Here is a 26,302-nt window from a genome sequence, read left to right as displayed (position 1 = left end):
GAAATGTCACACGCGGAGTTCCCTCAAAAGGGACGCGATAGAGCGAAAGTAAGGTCTGCTGACGCCGCAGTTTTTAAAGCGGTGGAGCACGAAGCCGCGCTCGAAAGAGAAGCTCAGAAAAGACAAACGGCCACTCACGCGGGCAGCCCCAGACAGGTAAGAAAAGCTCCCGTAACCATCCGTGCACCCAGGCGTGAAAGTACACCGAAGAGCGGGAAACCATCTTCCAAACGATACAGAAAAACAAGAAAAGAAGCAGCTTCATACGGCATAAAGAGAAGGGCGAAATTCACTACTCCGCTGCTCATATTCCTGCTTTTGGAGATACTCGTCTCGATCGTTGCGGTAGGCGCGTACACCATCTACAACGAAGACACCGAGATGATCGTACGCGAGCATACGATAGAGGCTGGTTCGACCGCGGATGTCGGAATGTATATCACCGGCGAACCGAGGTTCCCGGATTACGTATCGTGCAATCTCGATTTCGCGACCATCAATTACACCATACCCCAGACGATAAGATTCACGATCAGGATGTACGGCACGAACTTCCCGTGCGTGCTCGAGATCGTGGACACCACTGCGCCCGTCGCTGAAGGTATTCCGCAGAGCATGTTCTCGGTCGATGAGATCCCGCCGGTCGAAGAGTGCATCACGAATATCTTTGACCTGAACGACGTTACCGTCGAATGGGATTATCTGCCGGACATCACGATGGGCGGCAACCTCACGGCCAAAGCGAAGGTAACCGATTCGTCTGGAAATGTTACCATCGTGAACGTTCCTCTGACTGTAATAAGAGACAGCGTTGCGCCGGTTATCGAAGGCTGTGAAGACATCGAGACATACATCGGAGACCCGATAAAATACAGGGAGAACGTTACCGTCACGGACGACATCGACAATAACCCGACGCTCGAGATCGACACGAGCCAGGTCGACATGGACGAGCCCGGCACATACGTGGTCACATACAGGGCGACCGACTTCACCGGCAACGTATCCGAAGTCGACATCAGTCTCACGCTGCACAAGAAACCGTCGACATATGTCGAGCCTGAGGTTGTCTACGAAGAAGCGAAAAAGATCCTGGACAAGATCACGGACGAGGACATGACCGACATGGAAAAGGCTCTCCAGATCACGTGGTGGGTAAGATATAACGTCTATTATATTTCGAACAGCGACGACTCATCATGGACAAGAGCCGCCTACGACGCGCTCGTCAAGCGCAACGGCAACTGCTACAACTACGCGATGTGCGCGAAGGCACTTTTCGACGTCGCGGGTATCGAGAACATGATCATCGTAAGAGATCCTTACATACACAATCCACACTACTGGAACTACATCAACATCGACGGCCAGTGGTACCACTGCGATTCGACTCCGAGGATCGGTTACGACAGTTATTTCTTCATGTACACGACCAAGGAACTGAAGAATTTTTGGCATAACGGCTGGAACGGGTATAATTTCCCTGAGGACAGTTATCCCGAGTCAGCGACGGAATCTGTCCAGAGCAGGATAAGTTACAGCGGACACAAGATAAAGAATTGATATGAAGAAGACTCAGAACGGCCAGGATCAGATGCCACGCCAGCGGAATGCCAACTCATCCGCGGCCGGCAGGACTACCGGTAACGCCGTTCAGCAGAATGCGTCTCAAAGGCAAATGCAAAGAGGTCCTCAGCAGCCGCAAAGAACATCGCAGATGACGTCCCGGCAGCAGGGTCAGAGGGCTGCGCAAACTGTGCAGAGAACACCGCAGCAGGTTCAGAGAACGCAACAAGTGCAGAGAACACCGCAGCAAGGTCAGAGAACGCAACAAGTGCAGAGAGCGTCTCAGCGACCGGTTCAGAGAACTGACCGGTCACAGCAAAGACAGGCGCCCGCGAACGCGAAGAAACCTGTTCAGAAGACGGCCGTACCTTCATACAATTTCATTAAGCCGCTCTTGATAGCGGTCGCGGCATTGCTCGTCATACTCGCCGGTGTCAGGGGATATCTTTTCTTCAAGGACGAGAACGGACTTCTGAAAAATGAAGTCACGATAGAAGCGGGGTCGGCAAAGCCTGAACTGAGCATGTTTTTCGAGCAGGAGCCGGCGATACCGGGACTTGTTTCGAGCAATCTGGATTTTGATTCCGTGAATACAGCCTTGCCGCAGACCATCAATTTCAATATCAGCATCTACGGAAAGAACAACGCCTGCAAACTTATAATCGCGGACACGGTGCCGCCTGCCGGAACGGGGATCGCGCAGAGCATCTTTGCTTGTGACGCACTGCCTGACGCGGCCGGTTGCGTGACAGGAATAGAAGACATAACCGACGTCACTGTCTCCTGGAAAGACGTGCCCGACATGTCGGCCGGAGGGAGTTTCATCGTCTCCGCGCTGCTCACTGACGGATGCGGAAACGAGACCGTCGTGGGTGTTCCTTTCGAGGTGACCAAAGACTCCTCGGCACCCGTGATCGAAGGCGCGCAGGACCTTCAGTACTACATCGGAGACACGGTGTCCTACAGGAACGGCATCAGTGTCACCGACGATTATGACACCGCTCCGTCTCTCGAGATCAACACCGACAATGTCATCCTCACTGAGGAAGGCACATATGAAGTCGTATACACGGCGAGGGATTTTTCGGGCAACGAGGCGAGCGAGACTGTCAGCATAAAGGTCGAAAAAAAGCCCGAGGGATATGTCGAACCCGAAGTCGTTTATGCGGCCGCGAAAGAGATCCTTGACGAGATCACCGAGCCCGGCATGACCGAGGAGGAGATCGCGCTCCAGATCGTCTGGTGGTGCCGCTACAACATTCACTTCATCTTAAGGACATACAGCAATTCGTGGACCGAGGCCGCCTACAATGCGTTCAAGACCCGCACCGGAAACTGTTTTTCGACTGCTTATGCGGTGAAGGCGCTCCTGGACGTCGCCGGCATCGAAAACATGATCATAGAGAGATACCCGTACGAGACCGCCACGCACTTCTGGAATTACGTGAAGCTGGACGGCCAGTGGTATCACTGCGACGCAACCTGGCGCGAGGGCTACGACAGCTATTTCTTCATGTACACGACAAAGGAACTTTTAGACTTCTGGCAGGGCGGCTGGAACGGCTTCCAGTTCAAGCAGGACAAGTTCCCCGAGAGCGCCACCAAGTCTGTGCAGAGCAGGATCGATTACAAGAACCACACGTTCAAGGATGAGTGAGCTCAGATCTGTCAAAACTCACTTCGGCAAGCAAGTTTCTCGCAAGTTTGTTATAATTCTTAAATAAGAAAAACTAGGGGAGCATAATGTGACGCCTGTACTCTATCTTGTCATTCCGTGCTATAACGAAGAGCAGGTCCTGCCGCTTACGAGCGGCAAGTTCAAGGCTAAGCTCGATGAGCTTGTTTCGGCAGGCAAGATCGCAGGCAACAGCCGCGTCATGTTCGTCAATGACGGCAGCAAGGATACGACGTGGGACATCCTGACTTCGCTCTGTGAAGAGGATGAGCGTTATGCGGCTATCTCCCTTTCGCGCAACAGGGGGCATCAGAATGCGCTCGTTGCGGGGCTCATGGAAGCCAAGAAACACGCCGACATCACGATCTCGATGGACTGCGACGGGCAGGACGACATCAATGCCATAGGGCAGATGGTCGATGAGTATGCCAAGGGCAATGAGATCGTTTACGGAGTCAGGAACGACAGGTCTACGGACTCGTGGTTCAAGAGGTCTTCGGCAAGGTCATATTACAGATTCCTTAAGGGCATGGGCGTCGACATCATTCCCGACCATGCCGATTACAGGCTCATGAGCGCGAGGGTGCTCGATGCGCTGGAAGGATACGGGGAGGTCAATCTCTTCCTGAGAGGCATCATCCCGCAGCTCGGGTTTAAGCAGTCCGTCGTCTACTATTCAAGAGCCGAGAGGGAAGCGGGGAAGACTCATTATCCGCTCTCGAAAATGACCGCGCTCGCGATCGACGGAGTCACATCGTTCTCGGTAAGGCCGCTCAGGATCATAACTTTGCTGGGTCTTATTGTGGCTTTTTTGAGTTTTATCGGTATTATCTACGTATTGGTCTCGGTCATCTCGGGATATGTCGTTGACGGTTGGGCATCGACCACGTGTATACTGTGCTTTGTCTCAGGCATACAGATGATCAGCTTGGGTGTCATCGGCGAATACATCGGCAAGATCTATCTCGAGACAAAACAGCGACCGCGCTACATAGTAAGTGAGAAGAAAAACATCCCGGAGGAGTAACCCATGGATATACTTTATATCGTTATGCCCGCATACAACGAAGAGGAAAACATCCTTGATGTAGTCACGTCCTGGTATCCGATCCTTGAAGGCAAGGATCCCGCGTCAAGGCTCGTGATCGCAGACAGCGGAAGCGTAGACAGAACGCATGATCTCCTCGAGGATTTCAAGAAGGATCATCCCCAGCTCGAGATCTTATCCGACACGGGCAAGCAGCACGGACCCAAGGTCATCGCGCTTTACGACTATGCCATCAAGCAGGGCGCCGACTATATCTTCCAGACCGACTCCGACGGACAGACGCTTCCTTCTGAGTTCGACGGTTTCTGGCAGATGCGGAAAGGCTACAGGGCCATTTTCGGGCACAGGGCCGTAAGAGGCGACGGCAAGTCCAGGGCTTTCGTTGAGAAGGTCGTATGCTTCCTCCTCAAGTGCTATTTCCACGTCAAGGTACCGGATGCGAACGCGCCTTTCCGTCTCATGGACGCCAAGACCGTTGCCAAGTATCTGCCCAAGCTCGACAAGGATTACAACCTGCCGAACATCATGATGACCACTTATTTCGTACATTACGGTGAGGAGTGCACATTCCGCGAGGTCACGTTCAGACCGCGCCAGGGCGGCACCAACTCCATCAATATCAAGAAGATCGTTAAGATCGGCTGGAAGGCATTGGGAGACTTCCGCCGCCTTAAGAAGGCAATGTAATGGCAGGAAGTCCGAAAGAAGGATCCAAGACCGCAAAAAAGATCATCACGGCGCTGGTTTTGCTGGCGCTCTCTTTTGCCATCCTCTGGTTCGTCCAAAGGCTCTTCATGCCCAAGTATCAGGTAGGCGTCATAGAGGGCTCCTTTACCGAAGAGTATTACAAGGAGAAGGTCCCGCATGATGTCATCATTTTCGGCGACTGCGACGCGTACGAGAGCTATTCGCCTGTCAAAATGTATGAGGAATACGGCATCTCCGCCTATATCAGAGGCTCGGGCGAGCAGTACATCAACCAGTCCTACTATCTTCTGAAGGACGTTCTCAGGACCGAGACGCCAAAGGTCGTCGTCCTGTCGGTCCACAACCTCCAGCACGATGTTCCGCGCAACGAGGCCTACAACCGCATGACACTGGACGGAATGCGCTGGTCCAAAGACAAGGTCGACGCGATCAATTCCTCAATGACGAAGGACGAGACTTTCGCATCCTATGTGTTCCCGATCCTGCGCTATCACGACAGGTGGAGCGAGCTCACGAAGACCGATTTTAAGCATGTGTTCTCGAAAGACATAACCTCGCACAACGGCTACTATATGCGCTGCGACGTCAAGCCGATGGGCAAGCTCCCGCCGGCAAAGCCGCTCCTGAATTACCGCTTCGGCGACAATGCAATGTCCTATCTCGACAAGATCCGCGTGCTCTGCGAAGAGAACGGCATAGAGCTCATCCTCGTAAGGGCGCCGATCGACTACGGATGGTATGAGAAGTGGGACGAGAACGTCGAAAACTACGCGGCGCAGTACGGCCTCACTTACATCAATTTCTGCAACTACAAAGAAGAGATTGGCCTTGATATGAGCGTCGACACATACGACGCCGGCGTCCATCTGAACATCTACGGCGCCGAGAAGCTCAGTACGTATTTCGGGCAGTATCTGGTCGACAATTACGACCTCACGGACTATCGCGAAGTGCCAGCCGTCGCTGCCGAGTACGAGAAGGACATCGAGTTCTACAACTTCATGCGTGACGACCAGCTCCGCGAGATCGAGCAGTACGGCGAGCTCAAGAGCTACGGCGCGAACGCGATCGAGAACTGAGAACTTTTGGCACACATTCAAAAGCTGCTCTAATACCCCCTAAAAGCCTCAAAATCTCTTTAATAATATAATTAGGCATTTTTCAGTAAAAAATACGGGCATTTTCACTCATTTTTGTCGTACCCGAGTTATATGCTTGGTGTATTATATTCTAGTTGTTTACACGTATAAGTATGGAGGATGTTCGAAATATGAAGTTTACCAAAGTTGCAGCTCTTATCTTGAGCCTCAGCGTAGCCGGAATGAGCGTTGCTGCCTGCTCCAATGAGCCGGAGCCTGTTTCTTCCGACATCAATATAATCTCAACACAGAGCCAGAGCAGCATGGTTGCCACGGCGCCCAGCGCGTACGTTGACCCCAACGCAGAGTCTGAGAACTTTGTTTTCACATACAGCGGTTATAATTTCGTCGTCAACACGGTCCTGGATGAATCCCAGCTGCCTGACGATTATGACGTATTCCAGCAGGCTTCCTGCGCAGGTCAGGGTCTTGCAAGCCACTATGAGTTCAAGGGCGGTTCTTTCTGGGTAGAGCTTTATCCCGGTGCGGATTCGATCTACACGATCCAGATCCTTGACGATACGGTTACGACCGCAGAGGGCGTTTACATCGGAAACACTCTCGATCAGGTCAAGGCGGCATACGGCGAGCCTTCCATCTCTTCCGAGGCAGTTGTCGTTTACGAGAAGGGAAGCTCACAGCTCTGGTTCGGCCTTGACGAGAACAACGTCGTTAATCAGATCATGTATTTCGGAATCTGATAAGGACAATTTCAGAACAAGATCAGACGATTGATAAAAAGCGGAAAACAAGTACTGACGAGTGCTAAATGAGCGGTAAGAAAGTAGGAAAGAAGAAAAGATTCAGCATACTGAAGTTCCTGGGAATAGTGGTGCTTCCGCTAATCGCAGGCGGCTTCGTTGGCGCATACGCAGCTTACTACTTCTATACCGACACCATCGCATACATAGATCATTCATGTCTTTCAGAAGTCAGCATCGAGTATGGTCATCCGATCACGCTCGATTGCTTTTTTATGAAGATACCGCCGAACACCAGGTTCATCACCAATGTTGACCTCATCGATCCCGGCATGCTCGCATCCTACGACATCGCGATCGACTGCGGCGGACACGTCGTTCATTCGATCCTTAATGTCGTAGACCGCACGGCTCCCACTGGAAAGCCCGTTCCGGTCGCAATGTATACGGGGGAGGCACCCGCACCCGAGTCGCTCGTAACGGACATCTTCGACATGACTGCCGTTACCTGCTCTTACGACGGCGGCACGCCGGACCTTTCGAAAGGCGGAAAGTATGAGATAGGCGTAAAGCTTACCGACTCAAACGGAAACTCCTCCGTTGTAGGCGTTCCTTTCAATGTCATCGAGGACAATGAGGGCCCCGCCATCTACGGACCGCACGATATTGACGTTATGGTCGGCACGGAAACCATCTCCTACAGGGAAGGCATAATGGTTACCGACAATTACGCCGAGAATCCCGAGCTTTCCATAGACAATTCAAAGGTCAACCTCAGCATCGTAGGCGACTATCCGCTGGTCTACAGGGCAACGGACGATGTCGGAAACACGACTGAGATCACCGTTTACGTACATGTCATCCCGATCGCAAATGCCGGACAGTCTTCCGAAGTCACACAGGCTTACGTTGAGGACGCTTACAGGATGGCAAGAGAGATCAATGCACAGATCCTGGACGAGGATGACACTGATGTCGAGAAGGCGATGAAGATCTTCTACTGGGTACACAAGAACATCGCTTTCATCCTGCGTACGCCTTCTTACGAGAACTGGGCAGTCGCAGCCATCAACACATTTACCAAGAGATATTCTTCCTGCTACGGAACATGGTCGGTATGCAAGGCCATGCTCGACGTGGAGGGAATAGAGAATATCTGCGTTGTCAGAGAACGCAAGAACTCATGGGACAACTTCCATTACTGGGCGCTGGTCAGGCTTAACGGCGAGTGGTACCATTGCGACGCGCAGAAGTACTTCAACGACTATACGCCCAAGGGATATTTCTGCTTCATGATGACCGATGCGGAGATCAAGAACGCTCCGACCGATCACAATTTCGCGAAGGATGAATATCCCGAGAGATCAACAACGTCGGTTCAGAAATACATCAATGTTTATTCCGGGAAGATCTTATCGGGCTTCCCTTATAATGAGTGATAATATGGGTACTAATACATTTGGGGAATTTGTAGGAAAAGGAAACGAAAAAATGGAAAAGAAGATGAAGATCATGCTTCTTTGCGCCAGCATCTGCCTTGTCGTACTGATCGCCGTGGCAGCATGTGTGTTCTTTAATGACGGCAATGAAGCAGCAGTCAAAAATGACGTAATTATCGAGGCCGGCACCCCGATAACACTTGAGGCGTTCTTCGATGACGTTCCGGTCGGAGCCGAGTTCATGACAGATATCTCGGGCATCGACACGAAGATCCCTGCGGTATATCAGCTCAAGATCCGTTACGGACGTAATGAAGCTGATGTCGTCGTAAGGATTGAAGACCACACGCCTCCGACGGGAGAGGCCGTTCCCATGACGGTCTACAGTAACTGGAAGATGCCTGAGGCATCCGAGTGCGTTACCAACCTCTCCGATCTGTCCGGCATCGCCAAGATCGAGTATCAGGAAGGTGCGCCCAAGTTCACGGACAGCGGCACATACGACGTGTCTATCCTCGTAACGGATGTGTACGGCAACAGCACTGTCATCAAGGTGCCGTTCACCATCATCAACGACACTACGCCTCCGGTAATCACGGGACTTCATGAGCTCACTCTCGAGGGCAACCCCGACTCGCTCGATTATTTCACGGGTATAACGGTTACCGACGACTACGATCCCGAGCCTGTTCTCAAGATCGACGATTCACAGGTCGACTTTACAAAGGCCGGAACCTATCCTCTCATATACATGGCTGTCGACAAGGCCGGAAATATCGGAAAAGCTGAGACGACGCTCACCATCAAGATGCCCGAGGAAGCCAAGAACGAGACCGGCAACAACAAGGACGACAGCGCTACTTACGATGTAGGTGACGGCGATCCTTATGCACTCGCCAGAAAGGTCATGAAGAACCTTTACGGCAGCAACGATGTCGAGACGGCAAGGAACATCTTTAACTGGGTACACAATACGCTGTGGTTCAGACTCCTGAGCGGAACCCGTACTTACGAGAATGCGGCATACAGAGGCTTCACCAAGCATAACGGCGACTGCTACGTTTATTACGCATGCTGCAAGATGCTCCTCGACGAGGCAGGCATCCCGAACATGAGAGTCGACCGTTATCCGAGATATAACGGCAACATCCACTACTGGCTCCTCGTTAAGCTCAACGGCGAATGGTATCACTGCGATGCAACGGAAGGTTACAGCGACCACCCCGGCATCTGGTTCATGTGCACCGACGCCGAGATCAACGACAGATATCACCAGTTCAACGGTTCGCTCTATCCGATGCGTGCCGGCGGCTCGAAGGACTACAAGCCTTCTGATACGCCTACACCTACGCAGACGCTGACTCCGACACCTACTCCGAGTCCGTCGGTATCTGCAACTCCGACACCCGGTGCCGAGACTTCACAGACGCCGACTCCGACGCCTGCGGCAACGGTAACGTCCACGCCTGTGCCGACTCCCGGCGCAACGGATACTCCGACACCGGTACCGCCGACTCCCACGGAAGAGGTAAAGGCCACGGATACACCCACGCCTGTTCCCACGGAGGAAGTAAAGCCTACCGATACGCCCACACCTGTCCCGACGACTCAGGAAGAGCAGGGCGGCGGTGAAGGCGGCGAAGGCGGTGAAGGCGGAGATACCTGAGGTAACCGTCAGATGACAAACGTTCGGGATACCATAGTCCCGGACGCCAGCGTTTAGAGCATTTTCGTTTGAGGCGTAAGGCGCCCGAACATTTGGAATATGTATAAACTACTTGGAAAAATAGGTGCATTCATATATTGTGCTGCGATCATTGCGGCATCTGTATATTTCACGATCAGGGATGCCGATAAGAACCTTATAAGAGAGGTCACGATAGAGGCCGGCAACGGGTTCCACATCAGTGATTTCTTTGTTGACTGCCCGGAAGACGCCAGGTTCGAGAGCGACATCTCGGGCATCGACACGAACATCCCCGCAGTCTATAAGCTCAAGGTCTTTTACGGTGAGGCATTCGAAAAGGATGTCACATTAAGGATCGAGGATCACACGGCTCCCGTCGGCGTTGCCATCCCCCAGCAGTTCTACTGCGGCTGGAAGATGCCTGAAGCATCTGACTGCGTCGGTTATCTCTACGACCTCTCGGGCATCGCAAAGATAGAGTACAGGGACGGTGTTCCGAACTTCACCGGGGGCGGTGTTTTCGATGTGGCTGTCGTGGTAACTGATGTCTACGGAAACAGCAAAGAGATAATGGTGCCTTTCACCATGATCGATGACCACCAGGCGCCTGTAATCAAGGGCGTACATGATCTCGAGGTCGGGGAAGACATACACGATCTCGACCTTTTCGCAGGAATAACCGTAACAGACGATTACGATGACGATCCTGTATTAAAGGTCGACGATTCGCACGTCAACTATACCAAGGACGGCGAATACTACATCATCTATTCGGCCATCGACAAGGCCGGAAACATCCGCACCGTGAAGGCAAAGATCACGGTCACCATAGAGGCCCCGACTGAAGAGACAGGTGAGGGCGGCAGAGGATACATCACTGCCGAGGGCGGCGGAGATCCCTATTCGCTTGCTTCAAGCGTAATGTCCGGCCTCTGGCGCGGTTCGGACGTTGAGACCGCAAGGGCGATCTTCAACTGGGTCCATTCGAACATCTACTACATGAACGTCAGGGGTTCATTGACCTATGAGAGCGCCGCTTATCTCGGCTTCAGCAGGCGCGCGGGAGACTGCTACGTCTTCTACAGCTGCGCGAAAATGCTTCTCGACTGCGCCGGCATCCCCAACATGATGGTCAAAAGATATCCCGTCACGACAAACGGCCACTACTGGAATCTCGTTAAGCTCAACGGCGAGTGGTATCACTGCGACGCAACGAAATTCTTGAACCATCCGGGCGTTTATTTCATGTGCACGGACGATCAGATAAACGACAGTTTCCACCAGTACAACGGTTCGCTCTATCCGATGCGTGCCGGCGGATCCAAGTACTACAAGCCTTCGGACACGCCGACTCCCACACCGACGAACACGCCGACGAACACGCCGACGGCGACACCGGTACCTTCTGTCACGAACACACCGGTGCCGACTGCAACGAACACGCCGACGCCTACGGTAAAGCCTACAGTCAAGCCGACTGTAACTCCGACGGTCAAACCGACCGTGACGAATACGCCCACGCCGAAGCCGACCACGGGTGTGACGGTAACACCGTCTGCAACTCCGACATCAACTGTTGCCCCGACGGTAACGACTGTGCCTTCGGATACGCCTGCTCCGACGCCTGTAACGCCGACGGATGCGCCCGAACCGACAGCTGCAGATACCGATACTCCGACACCGACGCCGGAATCTGTCGAAGAAAATGAGCAAAAAAGTAATGAATAATTTCTTATAAGGTATTAAAATATTAAGTTGGATAGAGAAATCAGGGTAGATATGAGAAAAGTTTTCGTTATAGAGGCAGCAGGGGAAGCTGCGGGGAAAGAGACAGGGAAAAGGATAATAGGAAAGCATTTGCGGGGATAAGAGAAAATGCATAACTTTATGGGAAAAGTCGGAGCAGTCGTATACTGCACCGCGATCATCACGGCGTCGGTGGCCTTTACGATAAAAGACGCCGATTCGAACCTCAACAGGACAGTGGTTATCGAGGCAGGCTCGAACATCAAGGTAGAGGATTTCTTCAAAGAGTGTCCGAAGGACGCCAAATTCGTGACCGACACTTCTGTGATCGACACGAACATTCCGGCTGTCTACAAGCTCAAGGTCTTCTATGATGAGGCTTTTGAGAAGGACGTCACGCTGAAGATCGAAGACCACACCGCGCCCAAAGGCATAGCGCTGCCGAAGAACCAATATGCGAGCCTTCCGTGGCCGGATGCGTCAGAATGCGTCGGGTGTCTCTATGACCTCTCGGGAATCGCCAAGATAGAGTATCTGAACGGTACGCCGACCTATGAATACACGGGCGACTACATGGTGCCCGTCGTCATCACCGACTGGTACGACAACAAGACGGTCATCAACGTTCCCTTCCATGTTACCGACGACCACAACGCGCCGCTCTTCTACGGCATACACGACATCACGATCGGAAGCTCCGAAGACGCAGTTATCGATTACTATTCCGGCATCACCTGGAAGGATGATTACGATGAGGAACCCAAGGTCGTCGTCGACACGTCGAAAGTCAGGATGGGTGAGCCCGGTTCTTACGTTATCACGTATAAAGCAGTGGACGAGGCCGGCAACATCAGGAAGCAGGACGCGACCGTGACCATCAAGGAAGAGACCTTCGAGGAAGGCGTAAAGGGCGGCGGAACATCCTGGGACACACCGGTCCACAAGGAGGTCTACAGGATCGCCGAAGAACTCGTCTCGCAGCTTAGAGGCAGGAACGAGACCGAGACCGCCAAGAACATCTATAACTGGGTACATTCCAACGTATTCTATGTCTCGGTCAAGGAGACCCAGACTTTCGAAGAAGCCGCTTTGAGAGGCTTTACCAAACATAACGGCGACTGCTTCAACTATTACGCGACCTGCAAGATCCTTTTGGATACGGCAGGCATCGAAAACATGATGGTAGTAAGATTCCCTATCCAGCACAACGGTCATTACTGGAATCTCGTAAAAATGGACGGAGAGTGGTATCATTGTGATTCGACGCTGTTCGATTATCACTGGGAGGTATTCTTCAAGTGTACCGACAAGGAGATAGGCGACGGCCACCACAGATTTGACGGATCTATGCTTCCTGTAAGATCAGGCGGCGTTCCCGAATATATTACTGATCAGGAAAAGACTGACAACATCTAAATAAGATAGTAGGAGAAAAAAGATGAAGAAAACAAAGATCATCACGGCAACAATCGGTTTATGCGTCGCAGCATCCCTTTTCGCAGGATGCAGCAACGGTTCAACGGGAGAGACAGCTCAGGCTTCACGTCTTGAAGGCGGCCAGACACAGATCTCCGTAGAGGTTACACAGGCTACGAGCGCAGTAACCGGCGACGTTTACAAGTTCACTTACAAGGGATATGACATCATCCCCGGTCAGGATGCCACAGCTCTGCTCGCATCTCTGGGCGATGCTGAGGACATCTTCTCCGCGGCATCATGTGCAGGCCAGGGTCTGGCTACCGCTTACACATATCCCGAGTTCGTTCTCTATACATATGAGGAAAACGGCCAGGAACTCATCGACGGTATCGAGATCGAGAATCCCCTCACTGACTGTGACGGCGTTCACGTAGGCGACAAGATAGAGGTAGCTAAGGCCACATTCGGCACACCTGTTCAGGAAGACGACTACGGCATCCTTTACACGGCAGGCAACACAGGCATCCAGATCAACACGGACGGTGCGGGCACCATCGTTGCCATCACATACAGAAGAGTCCTCGATTAATGGCGAAAAAAGGCGAATTTCGAAGAATTTAAGAGAATTCTTAAAGTTTTTTCTGCAAAATCGTTGACAACCCGACTTCATGCGGTTATTATATGCAGGCTTGCTCTTGGGCAGGCCTGTTCTTTTTGCTTATTAAAGCATGCGGAATAAAACAAGAATCAATGAATTTCAAGGAGAAAGACACATGGGTACATATGTTGCAACCAAGGATTCAATAGAAAGGAAATGGCTCGTTATCGACGCTGAGGGCATGGTTCTCGGACGTTTGGCATCTGAGGTTGCCAAGCTCTTAAGAGGTAAGCACAAGCCCACTTATACTCCTTTCCTTGATACCGGAGATAATGTAATCGTAATCAACGCTTCCAAGGTAGTTCTTACCGGTAAGAAGCTCGACGATAAGATCTATCGTCATCACTCTGGTTTCCCGGGTGGAATGAAGGAGATCGACTATCGCACATTGATGGCAAAGAATCCTGAGAAGGCTGTTGAGCTCGCAGTTAAGGGCATGCTCCCCAAGAACTCACTCGGCCGTCAGATGTTCAGAAAGCTTCACGTTTATGCCGGCCCCGAGCACGAGCAGGCAGCTCAGAAGCCTGAAGTTTACACATTCTAATCGGAGGACTACTGATAATGGCAGCAAAGAAAACTAGCAGCAAAGTATATTATTACGGCACAGGCCGTCGTAAGGACGCAGTAGCAGCCGTTCGTCTGGTTCCCGGTAAGGGCAAGATCACGATCAACGGCAAGGATATCGACGACTACTTTGGTCTTGATACTCTTAAGCTCATCGTTCGTCAGCCTCTCGCAGCTACACAGACAGAGGACAAGTTCGACATTATCGTTAAGGCAGTAGGCGGCGGAATCTCCGGCCAGGCTGGTGCCATCCGTCACGGTATTGCAAGAGCTCTCGTTGAAGCTGATGAGGAGAGCTACAAGGCAGTTCTCAAAGAGAACGGATTCCTCACACGTGACGCACGTATGAAGGAAAGAAAGAAGCCGGGTCTCAAGAAGGCAAGAAAGGCATCCCAGTTCTCAAAGCGTTAATCGGAAGTTTATTTCGGTTTTACTGCGAAACTACAAAGACCGTCCCTCGTGGGCGGTCTTTTTTCGTGCCCGAAAATGGTACAAATGGGTGATACAAAATCAAATCAAGTTTATATATAGTGTGAAGCGTGGGGAGTGCATGTCTTAATTACTTGAGATCCCGCATAGTGTTTCCTGAAGGAGGATAGAAAATGATCAGCAACAAGATTAAAATTGCAGGGTTATTAAGCCTCGCAACAGCGATTCTGCTGGGCACACAGGTTTCCGCAGCACAGGTTCCTGATCCGTATGCCGGAATAAAAATCAGATCAGACTTTGAGTATGATAAAGCTGATGAGTTAGAGTACGATGAACTCTATCATGTTCAATTAAGTGATAAAAACAATGATGTTGACCTTTACAGATTTGTTCCCAGAGCAACAGGAAACTATACGATCTACATAAGCAATATGAGTGCAGATTTCTTAATAGGAATAATAGACTATGAGAATTTTGAGAATACCGGAGAAGATATCTTCTGGTATTGCAAAACAGATGAAAGCGATCCGGACAATTATGATTTTGTGAAAGGAAAAACTTACTATATCCTTGCATGGACTTTAAAAAGTGATGCTGCAGCAGATTTTGATCTTGCGCTTATCGATTATGAAGGTGAAGGGAATCCTTATGCCGGTTGGAGACGAATGGACGGCTACTGGTGCTATATGTATGAAAATTATAACTATGCAGAAGGCTGGACGAAAATCGGTGGTAAGTGGTATTTCTTCAATGAAGATAAAGAGATGCAGACCGGTTGGATCAAGGACAGCGGCAAGTGGTATTATTTCACGCCTTCGGGAGTCATGACAACCGGCTGGCAGCAGATCTCCGGCAAGTGGTATTTCTTTAACGGCAGCGGCGCGATGGTAACGGGCTGGCAACAGATCTCCGGTAAGTGGTATTTCTTCAACGGCAGCGGCGCGATGGTCACAGGCTGGCAGCAGATCTCCGGCAAGTGGTATTTCTTTAACGGCAGCGGCGTTATGGTTACGGGCTGGCAGCAGATCTCAGGTAAGTGGTATTACTTTAACAACAGCGGTGCGATGGCTACCGGATGGCTCAAGCTTTCGGGCAAGTGGTATTACCTGGATCCTTCCTCCGGCGCGATGGTCACGGGTACAAAGACAATCGACGGAAAGGCATACAACTTTGACAGCAATGGAGTTTGTCAGAATCCCTGATCCGGTATAATTTTAGCTTTTCGGGGCTGCCTCAAGATGCAGGTAACTGCGGTCTTGGGGCAGTTGTTTATTTGCGTGGTCTGCTTGAAAAGGTGGAAGGTATCGTAAATGACAACTTCTCATGGATTCCGATACCGTCCACAGCAGATATCGTTATTGAGATTTTTCTTCCGAAAACGATACCTTTGATCTTCCACTGATATCGTTTTAGAAGTTTTTTCCTAAAAACGATATCTTTGATCTCCCGCAGATATCGTTATTGAAGACTTTTTCCTGAAAACGATATCTTTGATCTCCCGCAGATATCGTTATTGAAGACTTTTTCCTGAAAACGATATCGTAGCTTTACTTGCAGGCGATTTTATCCCAATCCGTGAATTATTGTCTCCGAGGGATAATTTTCAGAGGTGAATTTATCCCAAAAGTTTAAATATGCTTCACTTGGGATAATTTGCGGTCCGAGTTTTATCCCAAATCGCAAGAAACCCTCATCTTGGGATAATTTCGAGCTCAATTTTTATCCTAAAGTCTCGAAAAGCAATTAAGAGGGATAATTTCAGCAGCGTTTTATCCCAAAGTCTCGAAAACTACCCCAACGGGATAATTTCATCACTTTGCGTCACGCATCTCCCGAAAACAGCTCTCAATGATATGCTTCCTTTAAATTGTAACTATAACACAGTGGTGTTATAGCATCTTATTAGGGGAGGGACCGATATGAACAACGGATTTAAAGAAGCATTAAATGACAGCGGAATGTCGATGTACAGCCTGGCCAAGCAGACGGCTGTTCCTTATACAACGATCAACAGACTGGTAAATGAGAGATTAAGCATAAACAACTGTAATGCGGGAGCTGTCTTTAAGATAGCTTCGGCTTTGGGCGTGCGTATGGAAGACCTGATGAACAACGAGCAGGTCTACACGCTCGATGAGATTGCGGAACTGATAGCCCCGGTTGCAGAGAAGCACAACATTCCCAGAGTGTATATTTTCGGCTCCTATGCAAGAGGTGAAGCCACTGCTGACAGTGATGTGGATCTGATGATAGAAGTTGGTGATCTGCATGGACTTGAGGTAATGGGGGCACTTGAAGATTTTAAAACTGTTCTGAAAAAGCCGGTCGATCTGATCACTACCAGATCGCTGACTCAAGACAGAACACAACAATATTCAAAGATATTCATTAAAAACTTGGAAAAGGAGAAGATGGTTATTTATGGATAAGTACGTATCGATCGAAGAATAAAGCTCTAATAATCGAATAATCTGCACCCGCTTTGCTATTTGTCCTCTTTGAATGTAGAATTACTACGCAAAGGAAGGACAGGCATGATCACATTCAAGACGACATCTCCGGAACAGACTGAGAGCTTCGGCAGGGAACTGGCGGAGTCACTTATCGGCGGCGACGTTATCGCGCTGACAGGTGATCTCGGTGCCGGGAAGACGTGCCTTACCAGAGGCATTGCCGCAGGACTTGGATCGGTGTCGCATGTGTCGAGTCCGACATTTACCATCGTAAACGAGTATGAGGGCGGAAGGCTGATGCTGTTCCATTTCGATACTTACAGGCTCTCGGGACCGGAAGATTTCCTGATGAGCGGACTGGACGAGTATTTCTTCAGGAACGGTGTGTGTGTCATTGAGTGGAGCGACATTATAGACGAACTCCTGCCTGATGATTCCATAAGGATGACGATAACGGGAGACGGCAATACCAGGACATTCAATGTGGAGTGTTCGGATAAGCATGCCGGATATATCAAGGAAGCTGCGGAAAAAGCCGGAGCGGAGATCATTGAGTGAGAGATAACAGAGCGGAGATCGAAGAATGAAACTTCTGGTTTGTGATACATCAAATTCAAACTGCAGTGCCGGCGTTTTTGAGGACGGCAAGGAGATCTGCTATGAGCTCTCTTTCGAGACGCTGACGCATTCCGAGACGTTCATGCCGCTGGTCCACAGAGTCATGACGAAGGCGGGCATAAAGCATGAAGATCTCGACGGTTATGCCGTTACGGTCGGCCCCGGATCTTTCACGGGCATAAGGATCGGCCTCGCTGCGGTAAAAGGAATGGCGCTCGCGGCTGGAAAGAAATGCATTGCCGTATCGTCGACGGAGGCACTCGCGAGGTCGTGCGAGAACGCGACGATGACGCCTAAGTCCGAGACGCTGATAGTGCCCGCGATAGACGCGAGAAACAACAGGGTGTTCGCACAGGCCGCAGAGGACGACACGCTGAAAGCGCTCCTTCCCGAGGACGCATACGATGCGGATGCTCTGGTTGCAAAGATAGAGAAGATACCTGAAGTCATATACGGCGCAAGGCACCAGATACTTGTGGTCGGAAGCGGTGCGACAGTCATGAAGAAGGCTTTTGAGAAGGCATCTTCCAAACTCAACATATACTATGCGCCCGGCGCGGCTATAATGCCGAAGGGTGTTGCGCTCGCGGCGTTTGCGGGCGGTGAACTTACCGATGCCAGAGACATCAAGGCATCTTACTGTGCGGTGTCACAGGCCGAGAGGCTGAAAAAAGCATGACAGGACTTCTGATAAGGGAAGCGCTTCCGGAAGACATAGACAGCATAATGGAACTCGAGAAGGGCTCGATCGTACACCCCTGGGCGCGCTCTGAATTCGAGGATCTGATCAGTAATAGCAACAAGCTCTGCCTCGTCGCGGAGTCCGATGAAAAGGTCGTCTGCTATATCGGCGCGGAGACAGTACTGGACGAATGCAACATAGGAAACATCGTGACTGACAAAGTGTACAGAGGCAGGGGTTTTGCAACGGAACTCATGAGCGCTCTGATGGACGAACTTACCAAAAGAGGCATCGCGAAGGTGTTCCTCGAAGTCGAGCATGACAACGTTCCTGCGCTCGCACTGTATGAGAAACAGGGCTTTGAAAGATACGGGCAAAGGCGCGGTTATTACGGACCCGGCAAAGATGCCGTCCTGATGTGCAAAGACCTCTAGTTGTCAGATTTTACAAAAGGTTTTGTCAAAACCCATTCATTTGGGGTAAATAGTCGAAATTAGTCTGAACGGCCTTTTTCAGGTTGATTTTCAAAGACCTCAAAAATATACTTATGACGTATTTAACGAGGGGTGTACCTGTTTATGACTAAAGAAAAGATCGTATTTGATTGTGAAGATGCTCTGCAGATGAAGGCCGTTGCGGTCATGATCCAGAAGGCATCCCAGTACCACAGCACAATCTATATCGTCCGCAGCGGCAGAAGAGCCAATGCGAAGAGCCTTTTAGGCGTTATGTCCCTCGGGATCGAGAACGGCGCCGAGATCGAGATAGAAGCTAACGGCGACGATGAGAAGGAAGCTTGCGAAGCGCTCATCTCACACCTTAAGAATCCTAAGATCGCTGTGTAATGCCCGCCGGTAAATTCGACGCAAGGCTGGACACAGTCCCTTTAAGCCCCGGAGTGTACCTTATGAAGGACTCTTCGGGCTGTGTTATTTATGTAGGAAAAGCAAAGAAACTCAGGAACAGGTTAAAGAGCTATTTCGGAGGCGGAACGATATCTTCTCCGAAGGTCAGGGCGATGGTGTCGCATGTGGCTGACTTTGAATACACTGTCGTCGGCTCCGAGCCTGAGGCGCTCCTCCTGGAAAACAATCTCATCAAGCGGTATCAGCCCAAATACAACATCCTGCTAAGAGATGACAAGGGCTATCCTTATATCTGCGTCACTTTGAATGAAGCATATCCGAGAGTCTTCAAGGCTTTCAGACCCGATCCGGAAGCCCGGAAAAAGGGCGCGAAATACTACGGCCCATACATGGGTTCCGACTGCTTCGAAGTGCTCAAGGCGATCAACGACATATTCCCCTTAAAGCGCTGCAAGAAGGTCTTCCCGAGAGACATCGGAAAGGAAAGACCGTGCCTTAACTATCACATCGGAAAGTGCATGGCACCATGTCTCGGAACCGTCAGCAATGAGGATTACAGGGCGATGGTCGAACAGATCGTGCAGTTTTTCGAAGGCAAATACGACGGCATCGAAAAGGACATAAAAGCGCAGATGGAGGAGTGCTCAGCCAATCTCGAATTCGAGAAGGCGGGCGCCTTAAGGGACAGGCTCTACGCGCTCCGCGCGATAAGGCAGAACCAGAGGGTATACCTGGAGATCGAGCGCGACGTCGATGCGATAGGTCTTTACTCAGACTGCGGCGAGACGTGCGTCAGAAAACTCGAACTGAGGCAGGGAAGGATCGTCGGTTCATCGACGTATTTCTTTGCCGGCGAAGAAGCCGACAAAGAAGAGATCCTGAAGAATTTCATTATGCAGTATTACGAGGAAGCGCCGTTCATTCCGCCGCTCATACTCGTACCTTTCAAGATGGAGGAGGATGATCTCGAAGTCATCGAGAAGACTCTCACGGAAAAGCTGGGGAAAAACTGCAGGCTCCATGTCGCCGAGCGCGGCGAACTCCGTGAACTCAAAGATCTCGCGAACTCCAACGCGCGCGAGATGATGGTGCGCCGTATTTTGAGAGGCGGCAACGCGAACGCCGATCCGTCGGTACCTTTGAGGTATCTCGAAGAACTGCTCGGCGCTCCCGAAGGTTCCATCTCGAGAGCGGAATCTTTCGATATCTCGAACCTGGGAAATGACGACATCTGCGCAGGCATGGTCGTCTTCAAGGACGGCAGGGCTGACAGGCAATCCTACAGGCTCTTTAAGATGAAGCGGGTCGAATCGCAGGATGACTACCAGTCGATGAGGGAGACGCTCGAAAGAAGGTTCAAACATAACGAGGAAGACGGATTCAAGTATCCGGACATCATTCTCGTCGACGGCGGCAAGGGCCAGCTCGAGGCGGTCGCTTCCGTCGTAAGGGGAATGGAAGGAACGGAAAATATCTATCTCGCCGGAATGGTGAAGAACGATCACCACAAGACGGCGGGCATCGTTTTCGAGGACGGGCGCGAGATAAGGCTCGAGGGAAGGCAGCTCACCGACAGCGAGATGGGACTTCTGAGGTTCCTCACAACGGTGCAGAACGAGGTGCACAGATTCGCGATCTCATATCAGCACAAACTCGCCGGCAAGCGCAACATCAGATACAAGCTCGAGAACATCGAAGGGATAGGTCCTGCCAAGCGCAAGATTCTGCTCGCACATTTTGGTACAATAAAAGCCGTGGAAAATGCTTCCGTCGAGGAACTCAAGGAAGCGAAAGGCATTTCGGAGAAGGACGCCGAAGCCGTATATCAGTATTTTCACAGGGAGTCTTGATGGCGATTTACGCATTGGCAGATCTGCATCTGTCCCTGAGCATACCCGACAAATCGATGGAGGTTTTCGGGTCATCGTGGGGTGATTATATCCTCAGGGTCAGGGAAAACTGGGAGAACATGGTCACCGCGTCGGATACGGTGCTGATCCCGGGCGATATCTCATGGGCGACATACATAGATCAGGCCGAAGAGGATTTCAGGTTCTTGTCAGAACTTCCCGGGCGGAAGCTCCTCTGCCGCGGAAACCATGACTATTGGTGGACCACGATCAAGAAGATGGAAGAGTTCTTCGCAGAGAAAGGTTTTACCAATATTGAGCTCGTAAGGACCAACGTGGTTGAGGCTGACGGTTGCCTGATATCGGGCACAAGAGGCTGGATGATAGAATCCAAAGAGAGCATCGAAGGGTCCGACAACAAAAAGATCTACGAGCGCGAGAGACTCAGGATAAAGATGTGCGTTGACATGCTTGCCGAAGCTGATCCGGAGCACACGAAAAAACGCATCCTTATGATCCACTATCCGCCGGTTACGGCGAACAGGGGCTTTACCGAATACGCCGACATGATAGCCGGAGGCGGTGTCGACATCTGCGTTTACGGGCACCTTCACGGGACGGCCCACAGGAAGGCTTTCGAGGGCGATTACAACGGCACAAGGTTTATCTGTGCCGCTGCAGATTACGTCAATTTCAAACCGGTGAGGATCGTATGAAACTGTCAGGACTGAAGAGTTATTTGAGCAAACCCTCGAGAGCGGTCATCGCATCTCTTATCCTGACTGCCATGGCTGTCCTTTTGATGTTTGTTTTCAAACCGGTATTCCCGGAAAAGACTGCTATATATGCACCTCAGAGTCCGGTAGGCTCGCTTGATGTCGGACCCGGAGAGAGCATAACAGTTAAGTTTAAATCCTTTACCGTGTTCGATTCGCTCAGCGTGTCCTTATTTCCTGATTCACCTTCCATGACATACGATGCGAAGGTCAATAAACTTGACGACGAGGATTACGTCCTCACGATGACGAATACAGGTGATGACGTGCTGAAAGTCATGCTCGAGGCTCCAAAGATCTACGGCGCGATCGAGCAGCAGGAAGGCGGCGGCACCGTTGACATTGCCGTTTACAAGAAGGGAAGTCCCGGAAGCAACATCTTTGCTTTTGTAACGCTCTTTACCGCGTTGTTCGTCTTTTTCACGAGTTTTGCATATCTGACTGACAATCTGACACCATCGAAATTCTATCTCATAGGCGCCGTGACTTTGGGCCTGGGTGTTTATCCCATACTGTTCCCGGCATGGTGCTCTCACGATGCGGATGCCCATTTCCAGGCTGCGTACAGATTCTCGAATTTCCTGCTCGGCAAGGGCGGCGGCTGGACCGCAAGACAGTGCGACGTAGATTTCTTCAGGGGATCATGGAAGAACTTTGTCTTCGAAGGCGGCTACAGGCCTGACCCGTCGAATGAGATGTATCTTCCAACTGTGCTGAACAACAAGATGTTCGTCTCCGCCGATAAGACCGCCATGGTCACATCTGACGGCGGCGATTACGCATACATGGTCTTTTACAGCATATTCAACTATCTGCCGCTGTCAGCGGGGATGGCTTTAGGAAGGCTCATCAATCTCTCGCCGATGTACATGATCCATCTGGCAAGATACATCCAGGGCGCGCTGTTCGTGTTCCTTACATGGCGTGCGATAAAGAGGGTAAAGTCCGAGAATGTCCAGTATCTGCTGACGTTTGTCTCGCTCTTCCCGATGTCCCTGGCTTACCTTACGGCATTCAGCTACGACGGCGCGGTGCTGACATATGTCATCTGCGGCATAGCGATGCTCTTCTGCTTCGCTGAAGATGAGGAATTCTGGAAGAAGGGAAACATTATCGAGAGTCTTATCTGGTTCTTCCTTATCGGAAGCGTAAAGGGCGGCGCTTACGTGATCATGATCCCGATGGTCTTCATGCTCCTGAGAAAGCCCCTAAAGGATAAGAAGAACCTCCTGCCTGTATTGTTCACGGTTGCAGCTTTTACGGGACTTGTATTCAGCGATGTGCTCCTCAAGCCGAGAGGCGAGGAACTCTTCCAGCTAAAGGGCGGCGCGGATTTCTATGAGACGAGCTTTGCGTATAAGCACCCTTTCAGTTATCTCGTGATGTGCGTTTCGACACTCTTTGCATTCTCGGGTGAGATAATAACCGACAGCGCCGGAAGATCCGAAGGCTGGAACGAGGCAGTCATACCGGGAATCATCATCGTGCTCATGATAGCAGGAATGTATCTTGCGGTATTTGCATCGAAGAAGGTCATGAAGGTCACGAAAACGCAGGCAGTCTCATTTATATTGGCATGCGTTCTCCTTCTTTTGTGCGCCCCCGCGATGCTCTTAAAGGATACCCCACTCGATTATTCGCTGATAATGGGCGTGCAGGGCAGATACTTCAGGCCTATGGTGCCTCTTGTCGTGATGCTGTTTGCGGGACTGGCTGAACTTATAGCAAAGAAACTCGAAAAGAAGAGCATCGAACAGATCTCTTCGAAGGCGGGGATCATAAAGGGGACGGGACTGATCCTTTTCGCCGCAACATCAGTGGCATCCGTTATAGCCATGTTGAGCCTTTATCTCGGCAGGTGAAAATAGCGCCCGAAAAAATTTTTCGAGTCCGCAAACGTAATGAATAAAGGTATTTGCGGGACAGATAAATTTTCTTTGATAGACATCTTTATATATATAATATATAATACTTCAGAGCCTAAGCATGGGGATATTCCCTTATGCGGCGGCTCTTTTTTGTCTATATCTTCATCAGAGGTAATCACATGGCATACTCGATGACAGGCTTCGGCCGCGGCGAGAAGGTTTTTGACACCAGAAAATACAATATCGAGATCAAATCCGTTAATTCGAGATTCTGCGACATCTCCATAAGAATGCCCAGGATGTTCAATTATCTTGACGGTGACATCCGCCGCATTATCACGGACAGGCTCTTAAGAGGAAAGATCGACGTCTTCGTAAACTACGAGGACCAGGGTGAGGCAGGCCAGACAGTCACGGTCAATTCCGGTCTGGCGAAGGAATACTCGGAAGCCGCAAAGGCAATAAGCGCGGTAACCGGCAGGGAAGATGATTTCGGCGTGTCCAGGATCGCCCTGATGCAGGATGTCATGAGCGTCACGCAGAATGAGATCGATGAGGAGGCAGCTTCCAAAGAACTTCTCGAGACACTGAATCTTGCGGTAGACGGCATGCTCGCCATGAGGAAGAGAGAGGGCGATAACCTTGTAGCTTCCATCCTCTCGAAGATAGATTCGCTCGAGGCACTGAGAGCGGAAGTCGTAACCAGATCCCCTTTGGTCATCGAAGCATATAAGGCCAAGCTCACGAACAGGATCAACGAGATCCTTACGAGCGACCAGAGGGAATTCTACGACGATAACCGTCTTGCGGCAGAAGTCGCTATCTTCGCCGACAAGTGTGCGATAGATGAGGAGATGGCAAGACTGTCATCACATTTCTCACAGGCTAGAAAGATCCTTGCCGAAGAGGGCTCCGTCGGAAAGAAGATGGACTTCCTCGTACAGGAGATCAACCGCGAGGTCAACACGACCGGCAGCAAGGCAAATGACATAGAGATCACTTCCGGAGTCCTCTCGATGAAGAACATCGTCGAGGAGATCAGGGAACAGATCCAGAATCTCGTATAACGGAAGGTTGGTCAGATGGCATCAGGATTTATCGACATCGGCTTCGGCAACATAGCACAGGCGTCACGCATAATCTGCGTCGCCGCAGCAGAGTCTTCACCCGTAAGGCGCATGATGCAGGATTCGAAGGACAGGGGAATGCTCGTCGACTGCTGCGCGGGAAAGAAGTGCAAGTCGGTAATAGTAACGGACAGCGGCCTTGTGCTCACATCGGCACTCGCCACTTCAGAGATAAAGGAGATGCTGGAATGAGTGAATTCAGAGGATTGATCGTTGCCGTATCAGGTCCTTCGGGAGTCGGCAAGGGCACAGTGCTCGCAAGAGTCGAAGAGCTCCTTGAGCAGGCAAATCCCGGAAGCGTGGGTCATTCGATATCTGTAACGACCAGAGCACCGAGAGGACAGGAAAAAGACGGCGTCGAATACTACTTCAGGACTACGGAAGAATTCGAGCAGATGATAAAGGACGGAAAGATCGTAGAGTACGACAAGTACGTCGACAATTACTACGGAACACCGTCTGAGCCTCTGGCAGAGATGGTCGGAAAAGGACAGGACGTTCTTTTCGACATCACGATAGAAGGAAGCCTTGCGCTTAACCGCAAGTTCGATGTGGACACGGTCACGATATTCATCCTTCCCCCTTCGATGGAAGAGCTCGAGAACAGACTGAGGGGCAGAGGCACCGAGACCGAAGAGAAGATAAAGAAAAGGCTCGAGCAGGCAAGATGCGAGATAAAGCGTGCGGGTGAATTCGAATACCTGGTAACGAACGACGATCTTGAGAAGGCAGCAAGAGAGATACTTGCGATAATCACCGCTGAAAAGCTTAAGGCTTCGAAGAATATAAAAGCAGTTAAAGAACTTGAATAAAAGGAGAAGAGAGGTAAGAAAATGTTAACAGATCCTTCAATCGAGAAACTCAAAGAAAAATCTGCAAGCCCTTACGACCTTACGGTACTCGTAAGCAAGCGTGCCAGAGAACTCACAGACGGCGCACAGCCGATGATCGACGATGCCAATGCGGCAAATGTCGTATCTCTTGCATGCCGTGAAGTTGCAGCCGACAAGGTTGTAGCCGTAAAGGGCGATGTCGAGGATGAGGCAGTCATCCCGATCACAAGAGAAGAGAAGATCAGAAGAAGAGAAGAAGCCGAGAACAAGAGAAAGATGATGGAAGAAGAGAGAGCCGAGAGGATGTCTGTTGCAGGCGGCCTCAACTCCAAGGGTCTTGATGATCTCATCGATGCGCTTGCAGGCGGCGAGCCCTCTGACGAGGAATTTGTTGAAGGCGAGTCCGAGGACGAGCCCGAAGACGAGGAATAATCGCAAAGGGAGAATTAG

General features: G+C 50.9%; 26 protein-coding genes. All 26 read left to right on the top strand.

Features of this window, described 5'->3' with window-relative positions:
• Nucleotides 1–3: 3 nt before the first annotated feature.
• The 26 genes from BO18_RS21635 to rpoZ all read left to right on the top strand — a co-directional run bounded on the left by BO18_RS21635 (nt 4) and on the right by rpoZ (nt 26,284).
• On the top strand, nt 4–1,563 hold the full coding sequence (locus BO18_RS21635; protein WP_034449624.1) for a transglutaminase domain-containing protein: 1,560 nt from the start codon (nt 4–6) through the stop codon (nt 1,561–1,563).
• Between the two features lie 271 nt (nt 1,564–1,834).
• On the top strand, nt 1,835–3,223 hold the full coding sequence (locus BO18_RS21625; protein WP_185752544.1) for a transglutaminase-like domain-containing protein: 1,389 nt from the start codon (nt 1,835–1,837) through the stop codon (nt 3,221–3,223).
• An 88-nt stretch (nt 3,224–3,311) separates the two neighbouring features.
• Nucleotides 3,312–4,268, top strand: coding sequence for a glycosyltransferase family 2 protein (locus BO18_RS21620; RefSeq protein ID WP_034449620.1), 957 nt, complete (start codon nt 3,312–3,314; stop codon nt 4,266–4,268).
• Nucleotides 4,269–4,271: 3 nt separating this feature from the next.
• Nucleotides 4,272–4,976, top strand: coding sequence for a glycosyltransferase family 2 protein (locus BO18_RS21615; RefSeq protein WP_034449618.1), 705 nt, complete (start codon nt 4,272–4,274; stop codon nt 4,974–4,976).
• Nucleotides 4,976–6,076 carry a hypothetical protein gene (locus BO18_RS21610; RefSeq protein ID WP_034449616.1) on the top strand — a complete coding sequence of 367 codons (1,101 nt, stop codon included), beginning with the start codon at nt 4,976–4,978 and terminating at the stop codon, nt 6,074–6,076. The genes BO18_RS21615 and BO18_RS21610 overlap by 1 nt, the downstream gene beginning before the upstream one ends.
• 191 nt (nt 6,077–6,267) lie before the next feature.
• On the top strand, nt 6,268–6,837 hold the full coding sequence (locus tag BO18_RS21605; RefSeq protein WP_034449615.1) for a hypothetical protein: 570 nt from the start codon (nt 6,268–6,270) through the stop codon (nt 6,835–6,837).
• A gap of 68 nt (nt 6,838–6,905) precedes the next feature.
• Nucleotides 6,906–8,276 carry a transglutaminase domain-containing protein gene (locus tag BO18_RS21600; protein ID WP_034449613.1) on the top strand — a complete coding sequence of 457 codons (1,371 nt, stop codon included), beginning with the start codon at nt 6,906–6,908 and terminating at the stop codon, nt 8,274–8,276.
• Between the two features lie 4 nt (nt 8,277–8,280).
• Nucleotides 8,281–9,942 carry a transglutaminase domain-containing protein gene (locus BO18_RS35025; RefSeq protein ID WP_185752543.1) on the top strand — a complete coding sequence of 554 codons (1,662 nt, stop codon included), beginning with the start codon at nt 8,281–8,283 and terminating at the stop codon, nt 9,940–9,942.
• A 99-nt stretch (nt 9,943–10,041) separates the two neighbouring features.
• A complete protein-coding gene (locus BO18_RS21590; protein ID WP_034449609.1) occupies nt 10,042–11,691 on the top strand; it encodes a transglutaminase domain-containing protein in 1,650 nt (549 codons plus the stop codon).
• A 147-nt stretch (nt 11,692–11,838) separates the two neighbouring features.
• Nucleotides 11,839–13,125 (top strand): transglutaminase domain-containing protein, encoded by a 1,287-nt coding sequence (locus BO18_RS21585; protein WP_034449608.1) that lies wholly within the window; start codon nt 11,839–11,841, stop codon nt 13,123–13,125.
• A 22-nt stretch (nt 13,126–13,147) separates the two neighbouring features.
• Entirely contained in the window at nt 13,148–13,717 is a 570-nt protein-coding gene (locus BO18_RS21580; RefSeq protein ID WP_034449607.1) for a hypothetical protein, read from the top strand.
• 184 nt (nt 13,718–13,901) lie between these two features.
• Entirely contained in the window at nt 13,902–14,330 is a 429-nt protein-coding gene (gene rplM, locus BO18_RS21575; protein ID WP_034449605.1) for a 50S ribosomal protein L13, read from the top strand.
• A 17-nt stretch (nt 14,331–14,347) separates the two neighbouring features.
• On the top strand, nt 14,348–14,761 hold the full coding sequence (gene rpsI / locus BO18_RS21570; RefSeq protein ID WP_034449602.1) for a 30S ribosomal protein S9: 414 nt from the start codon (nt 14,348–14,350) through the stop codon (nt 14,759–14,761).
• Between the two features lie 191 nt (nt 14,762–14,952).
• The gene (locus tag BO18_RS33300) at nt 14,953–15,981 is read left to right on the top strand and encodes an N-acetylmuramoyl-L-alanine amidase family protein (protein ID WP_051689035.1); all 1,029 of its coding nucleotides are present in this window, start codon (nt 14,953–14,955) and stop codon (nt 15,979–15,981) included.
• A gap of 717 nt (nt 15,982–16,698) precedes the next feature.
• Entirely contained in the window at nt 16,699–17,208 is a 510-nt protein-coding gene (locus tag BO18_RS34475; RefSeq protein ID WP_081861188.1) for a nucleotidyltransferase domain-containing protein, read from the top strand.
• Nucleotides 17,209–17,313: 105 nt separating this feature from the next.
• Nucleotides 17,314–17,790, top strand: coding sequence for a tRNA (adenosine(37)-N6)-threonylcarbamoyltransferase complex ATPase subunit type 1 TsaE (gene tsaE / locus BO18_RS21555; protein WP_066738407.1), 477 nt, complete (start codon nt 17,314–17,316; stop codon nt 17,788–17,790).
• Between the two features lie 25 nt (nt 17,791–17,815).
• Nucleotides 17,816–18,529 carry a tRNA (adenosine(37)-N6)-threonylcarbamoyltransferase complex dimerization subunit type 1 TsaB gene (tsaB, locus tag BO18_RS33295; protein ID WP_051689034.1) on the top strand — a complete coding sequence of 238 codons (714 nt, stop codon included), beginning with the start codon at nt 17,816–17,818 and terminating at the stop codon, nt 18,527–18,529.
• Nucleotides 18,526–18,966 carry a ribosomal protein S18-alanine N-acetyltransferase gene (gene rimI / locus BO18_RS21545; protein ID WP_034449600.1) on the top strand — a complete coding sequence of 147 codons (441 nt, stop codon included), beginning with the start codon at nt 18,526–18,528 and terminating at the stop codon, nt 18,964–18,966. The genes tsaB and rimI overlap by 4 nt, the downstream gene beginning before the upstream one ends.
• Nucleotides 18,967–19,110: 144 nt before the next feature.
• A complete protein-coding gene (locus BO18_RS21540) occupies nt 19,111–19,377 on the top strand; it encodes an HPr family phosphocarrier protein (protein WP_034449598.1) in 267 nt (88 codons plus the stop codon).
• Nucleotides 19,377–21,248, top strand: coding sequence for an excinuclease ABC subunit UvrC (uvrC, locus tag BO18_RS21535; RefSeq protein WP_034449596.1), 1,872 nt, complete (start codon nt 19,377–19,379; stop codon nt 21,246–21,248). Before BO18_RS21540 ends, uvrC begins: the two co-directional genes overlap by 1 nt.
• A complete protein-coding gene (locus BO18_RS21530) occupies nt 21,248–21,964 on the top strand; it encodes a metallophosphoesterase (protein WP_034449595.1) in 717 nt (238 codons plus the stop codon). The genes uvrC and BO18_RS21530 overlap by 1 nt, the downstream gene beginning before the upstream one ends.
• Nucleotides 21,961–23,886: a DUF2142 domain-containing protein gene (locus BO18_RS21525; protein ID WP_034449593.1), complete on the top strand. Its 1,926-nt coding sequence runs from the start codon at nt 21,961–21,963 to the stop codon at nt 23,884–23,886. The genes BO18_RS21530 and BO18_RS21525 overlap by 4 nt, the downstream gene beginning before the upstream one ends.
• A gap of 185 nt (nt 23,887–24,071) precedes the next feature.
• Complete coding sequence (locus BO18_RS21520; RefSeq protein WP_034449591.1) at nt 24,072–24,959, top strand: YicC/YloC family endoribonuclease; 888 nt, start codon at nt 24,072–24,074, stop codon at nt 24,957–24,959.
• A gap of 15 nt (nt 24,960–24,974) precedes the next feature.
• Nucleotides 24,975–25,211 (top strand): DUF370 domain-containing protein, encoded by a 237-nt coding sequence (locus BO18_RS21515; RefSeq protein ID WP_034449589.1) that lies wholly within the window; start codon nt 24,975–24,977, stop codon nt 25,209–25,211.
• Nucleotides 25,208–25,831 carry a guanylate kinase gene (gene gmk / locus BO18_RS21510; protein ID WP_034449588.1) on the top strand — a complete coding sequence of 208 codons (624 nt, stop codon included), beginning with the start codon at nt 25,208–25,210 and terminating at the stop codon, nt 25,829–25,831. Before BO18_RS21515 ends, gmk begins: the two co-directional genes overlap by 4 nt.
• A 21-nt stretch (nt 25,832–25,852) precedes the next feature.
• Entirely contained in the window at nt 25,853–26,284 is a 432-nt protein-coding gene (gene rpoZ, locus BO18_RS34055; RefSeq protein WP_066738404.1) for a DNA-directed RNA polymerase subunit omega, read from the top strand.
• Nucleotides 26,285–26,302: the final 18 nt, after the last annotated feature.

The sequence above is a fragment of the Butyrivibrio sp. AE2032 genome, from assembly GCF_000702965.1.
Note: the sequence above shows the minus strand (reverse complement) of the source record. Positions and strands in the feature narration are given on the sequence as shown.

Excerpts from the sequence above, each read along its gene's own strand:
- BO18_RS21585 (WP_034449608.1), top strand. The coding sequence starts at position 11,839 with ATGCATAACTTTATGGGAAAAGTCGGAGCAGTCGTATACTGCACCGCG.
- gmk (WP_034449588.1), top strand. The coding sequence starts at position 25,208 with ATGAGTGAATTCAGAGGATTGATCGTTGCCGTATCAGGTCCTTCGGGA.
- BO18_RS21635 (WP_034449624.1), top strand. The coding sequence starts at position 4 with ATGTCACACGCGGAGTTCCCTCAAAAGGGACGCGATAGAGCGAAAGTA.
- BO18_RS21530 (WP_034449595.1), top strand. The coding sequence starts at position 21,248 with ATGGCGATTTACGCATTGGCAGATCTGCATCTGTCCCTGAGCATACCC.
- BO18_RS33300 (WP_051689035.1), top strand. The coding sequence starts at position 14,953 with ATGATCAGCAACAAGATTAAAATTGCAGGGTTATTAAGCCTCGCAACA.
- tsaE (WP_066738407.1), top strand. The coding sequence starts at position 17,314 with ATGATCACATTCAAGACGACATCTCCGGAACAGACTGAGAGCTTCGGC.
- BO18_RS21540 (WP_034449598.1), top strand. The coding sequence starts at position 19,111 with ATGACTAAAGAAAAGATCGTATTTGATTGTGAAGATGCTCTGCAGATG.
- BO18_RS21520 (WP_034449591.1), top strand. The coding sequence starts at position 24,072 with ATGGCATACTCGATGACAGGCTTCGGCCGCGGCGAGAAGGTTTTTGAC.
- BO18_RS21515 (WP_034449589.1), top strand. The coding sequence starts at position 24,975 with ATGGCATCAGGATTTATCGACATCGGCTTCGGCAACATAGCACAGGCG.
- BO18_RS21590 (WP_034449609.1), top strand. The coding sequence starts at position 10,042 with ATGTATAAACTACTTGGAAAAATAGGTGCATTCATATATTGTGCTGCG.
- BO18_RS21580 (WP_034449607.1), top strand. The coding sequence starts at position 13,148 with ATGAAGAAAACAAAGATCATCACGGCAACAATCGGTTTATGCGTCGCA.
- BO18_RS21600 (WP_034449613.1), top strand. The coding sequence starts at position 6,906 with ATGAGCGGTAAGAAAGTAGGAAAGAAGAAAAGATTCAGCATACTGAAG.
- rpsI (WP_034449602.1), top strand. The coding sequence starts at position 14,348 with ATGGCAGCAAAGAAAACTAGCAGCAAAGTATATTATTACGGCACAGGC.
- BO18_RS35025 (WP_185752543.1), top strand. The coding sequence starts at position 8,281 with ATGGGTACTAATACATTTGGGGAATTTGTAGGAAAAGGAAACGAAAAA.
- BO18_RS21615 (WP_034449618.1), top strand. The coding sequence starts at position 4,272 with ATGGATATACTTTATATCGTTATGCCCGCATACAACGAAGAGGAAAAC.
- rpoZ (WP_066738404.1), top strand. The coding sequence starts at position 25,853 with ATGTTAACAGATCCTTCAATCGAGAAACTCAAAGAAAAATCTGCAAGC.
- BO18_RS21605 (WP_034449615.1), top strand. The coding sequence starts at position 6,268 with ATGAAGTTTACCAAAGTTGCAGCTCTTATCTTGAGCCTCAGCGTAGCC.
- uvrC (WP_034449596.1), top strand. The coding sequence starts at position 19,377 with ATGCCCGCCGGTAAATTCGACGCAAGGCTGGACACAGTCCCTTTAAGC.
- BO18_RS21525 (WP_034449593.1), top strand. The coding sequence starts at position 21,961 with ATGAAACTGTCAGGACTGAAGAGTTATTTGAGCAAACCCTCGAGAGCG.
- rimI (WP_034449600.1), top strand. The coding sequence starts at position 18,526 with ATGACAGGACTTCTGATAAGGGAAGCGCTTCCGGAAGACATAGACAGC.
- rplM (WP_034449605.1), top strand. The coding sequence starts at position 13,902 with ATGGGTACATATGTTGCAACCAAGGATTCAATAGAAAGGAAATGGCTC.
- BO18_RS34475 (WP_081861188.1), top strand. The coding sequence starts at position 16,699 with ATGAACAACGGATTTAAAGAAGCATTAAATGACAGCGGAATGTCGATG.
- tsaB (WP_051689034.1), top strand. The coding sequence starts at position 17,816 with ATGAAACTTCTGGTTTGTGATACATCAAATTCAAACTGCAGTGCCGGC.
- BO18_RS21610 (WP_034449616.1), top strand. The coding sequence starts at position 4,976 with ATGGCAGGAAGTCCGAAAGAAGGATCCAAGACCGCAAAAAAGATCATC.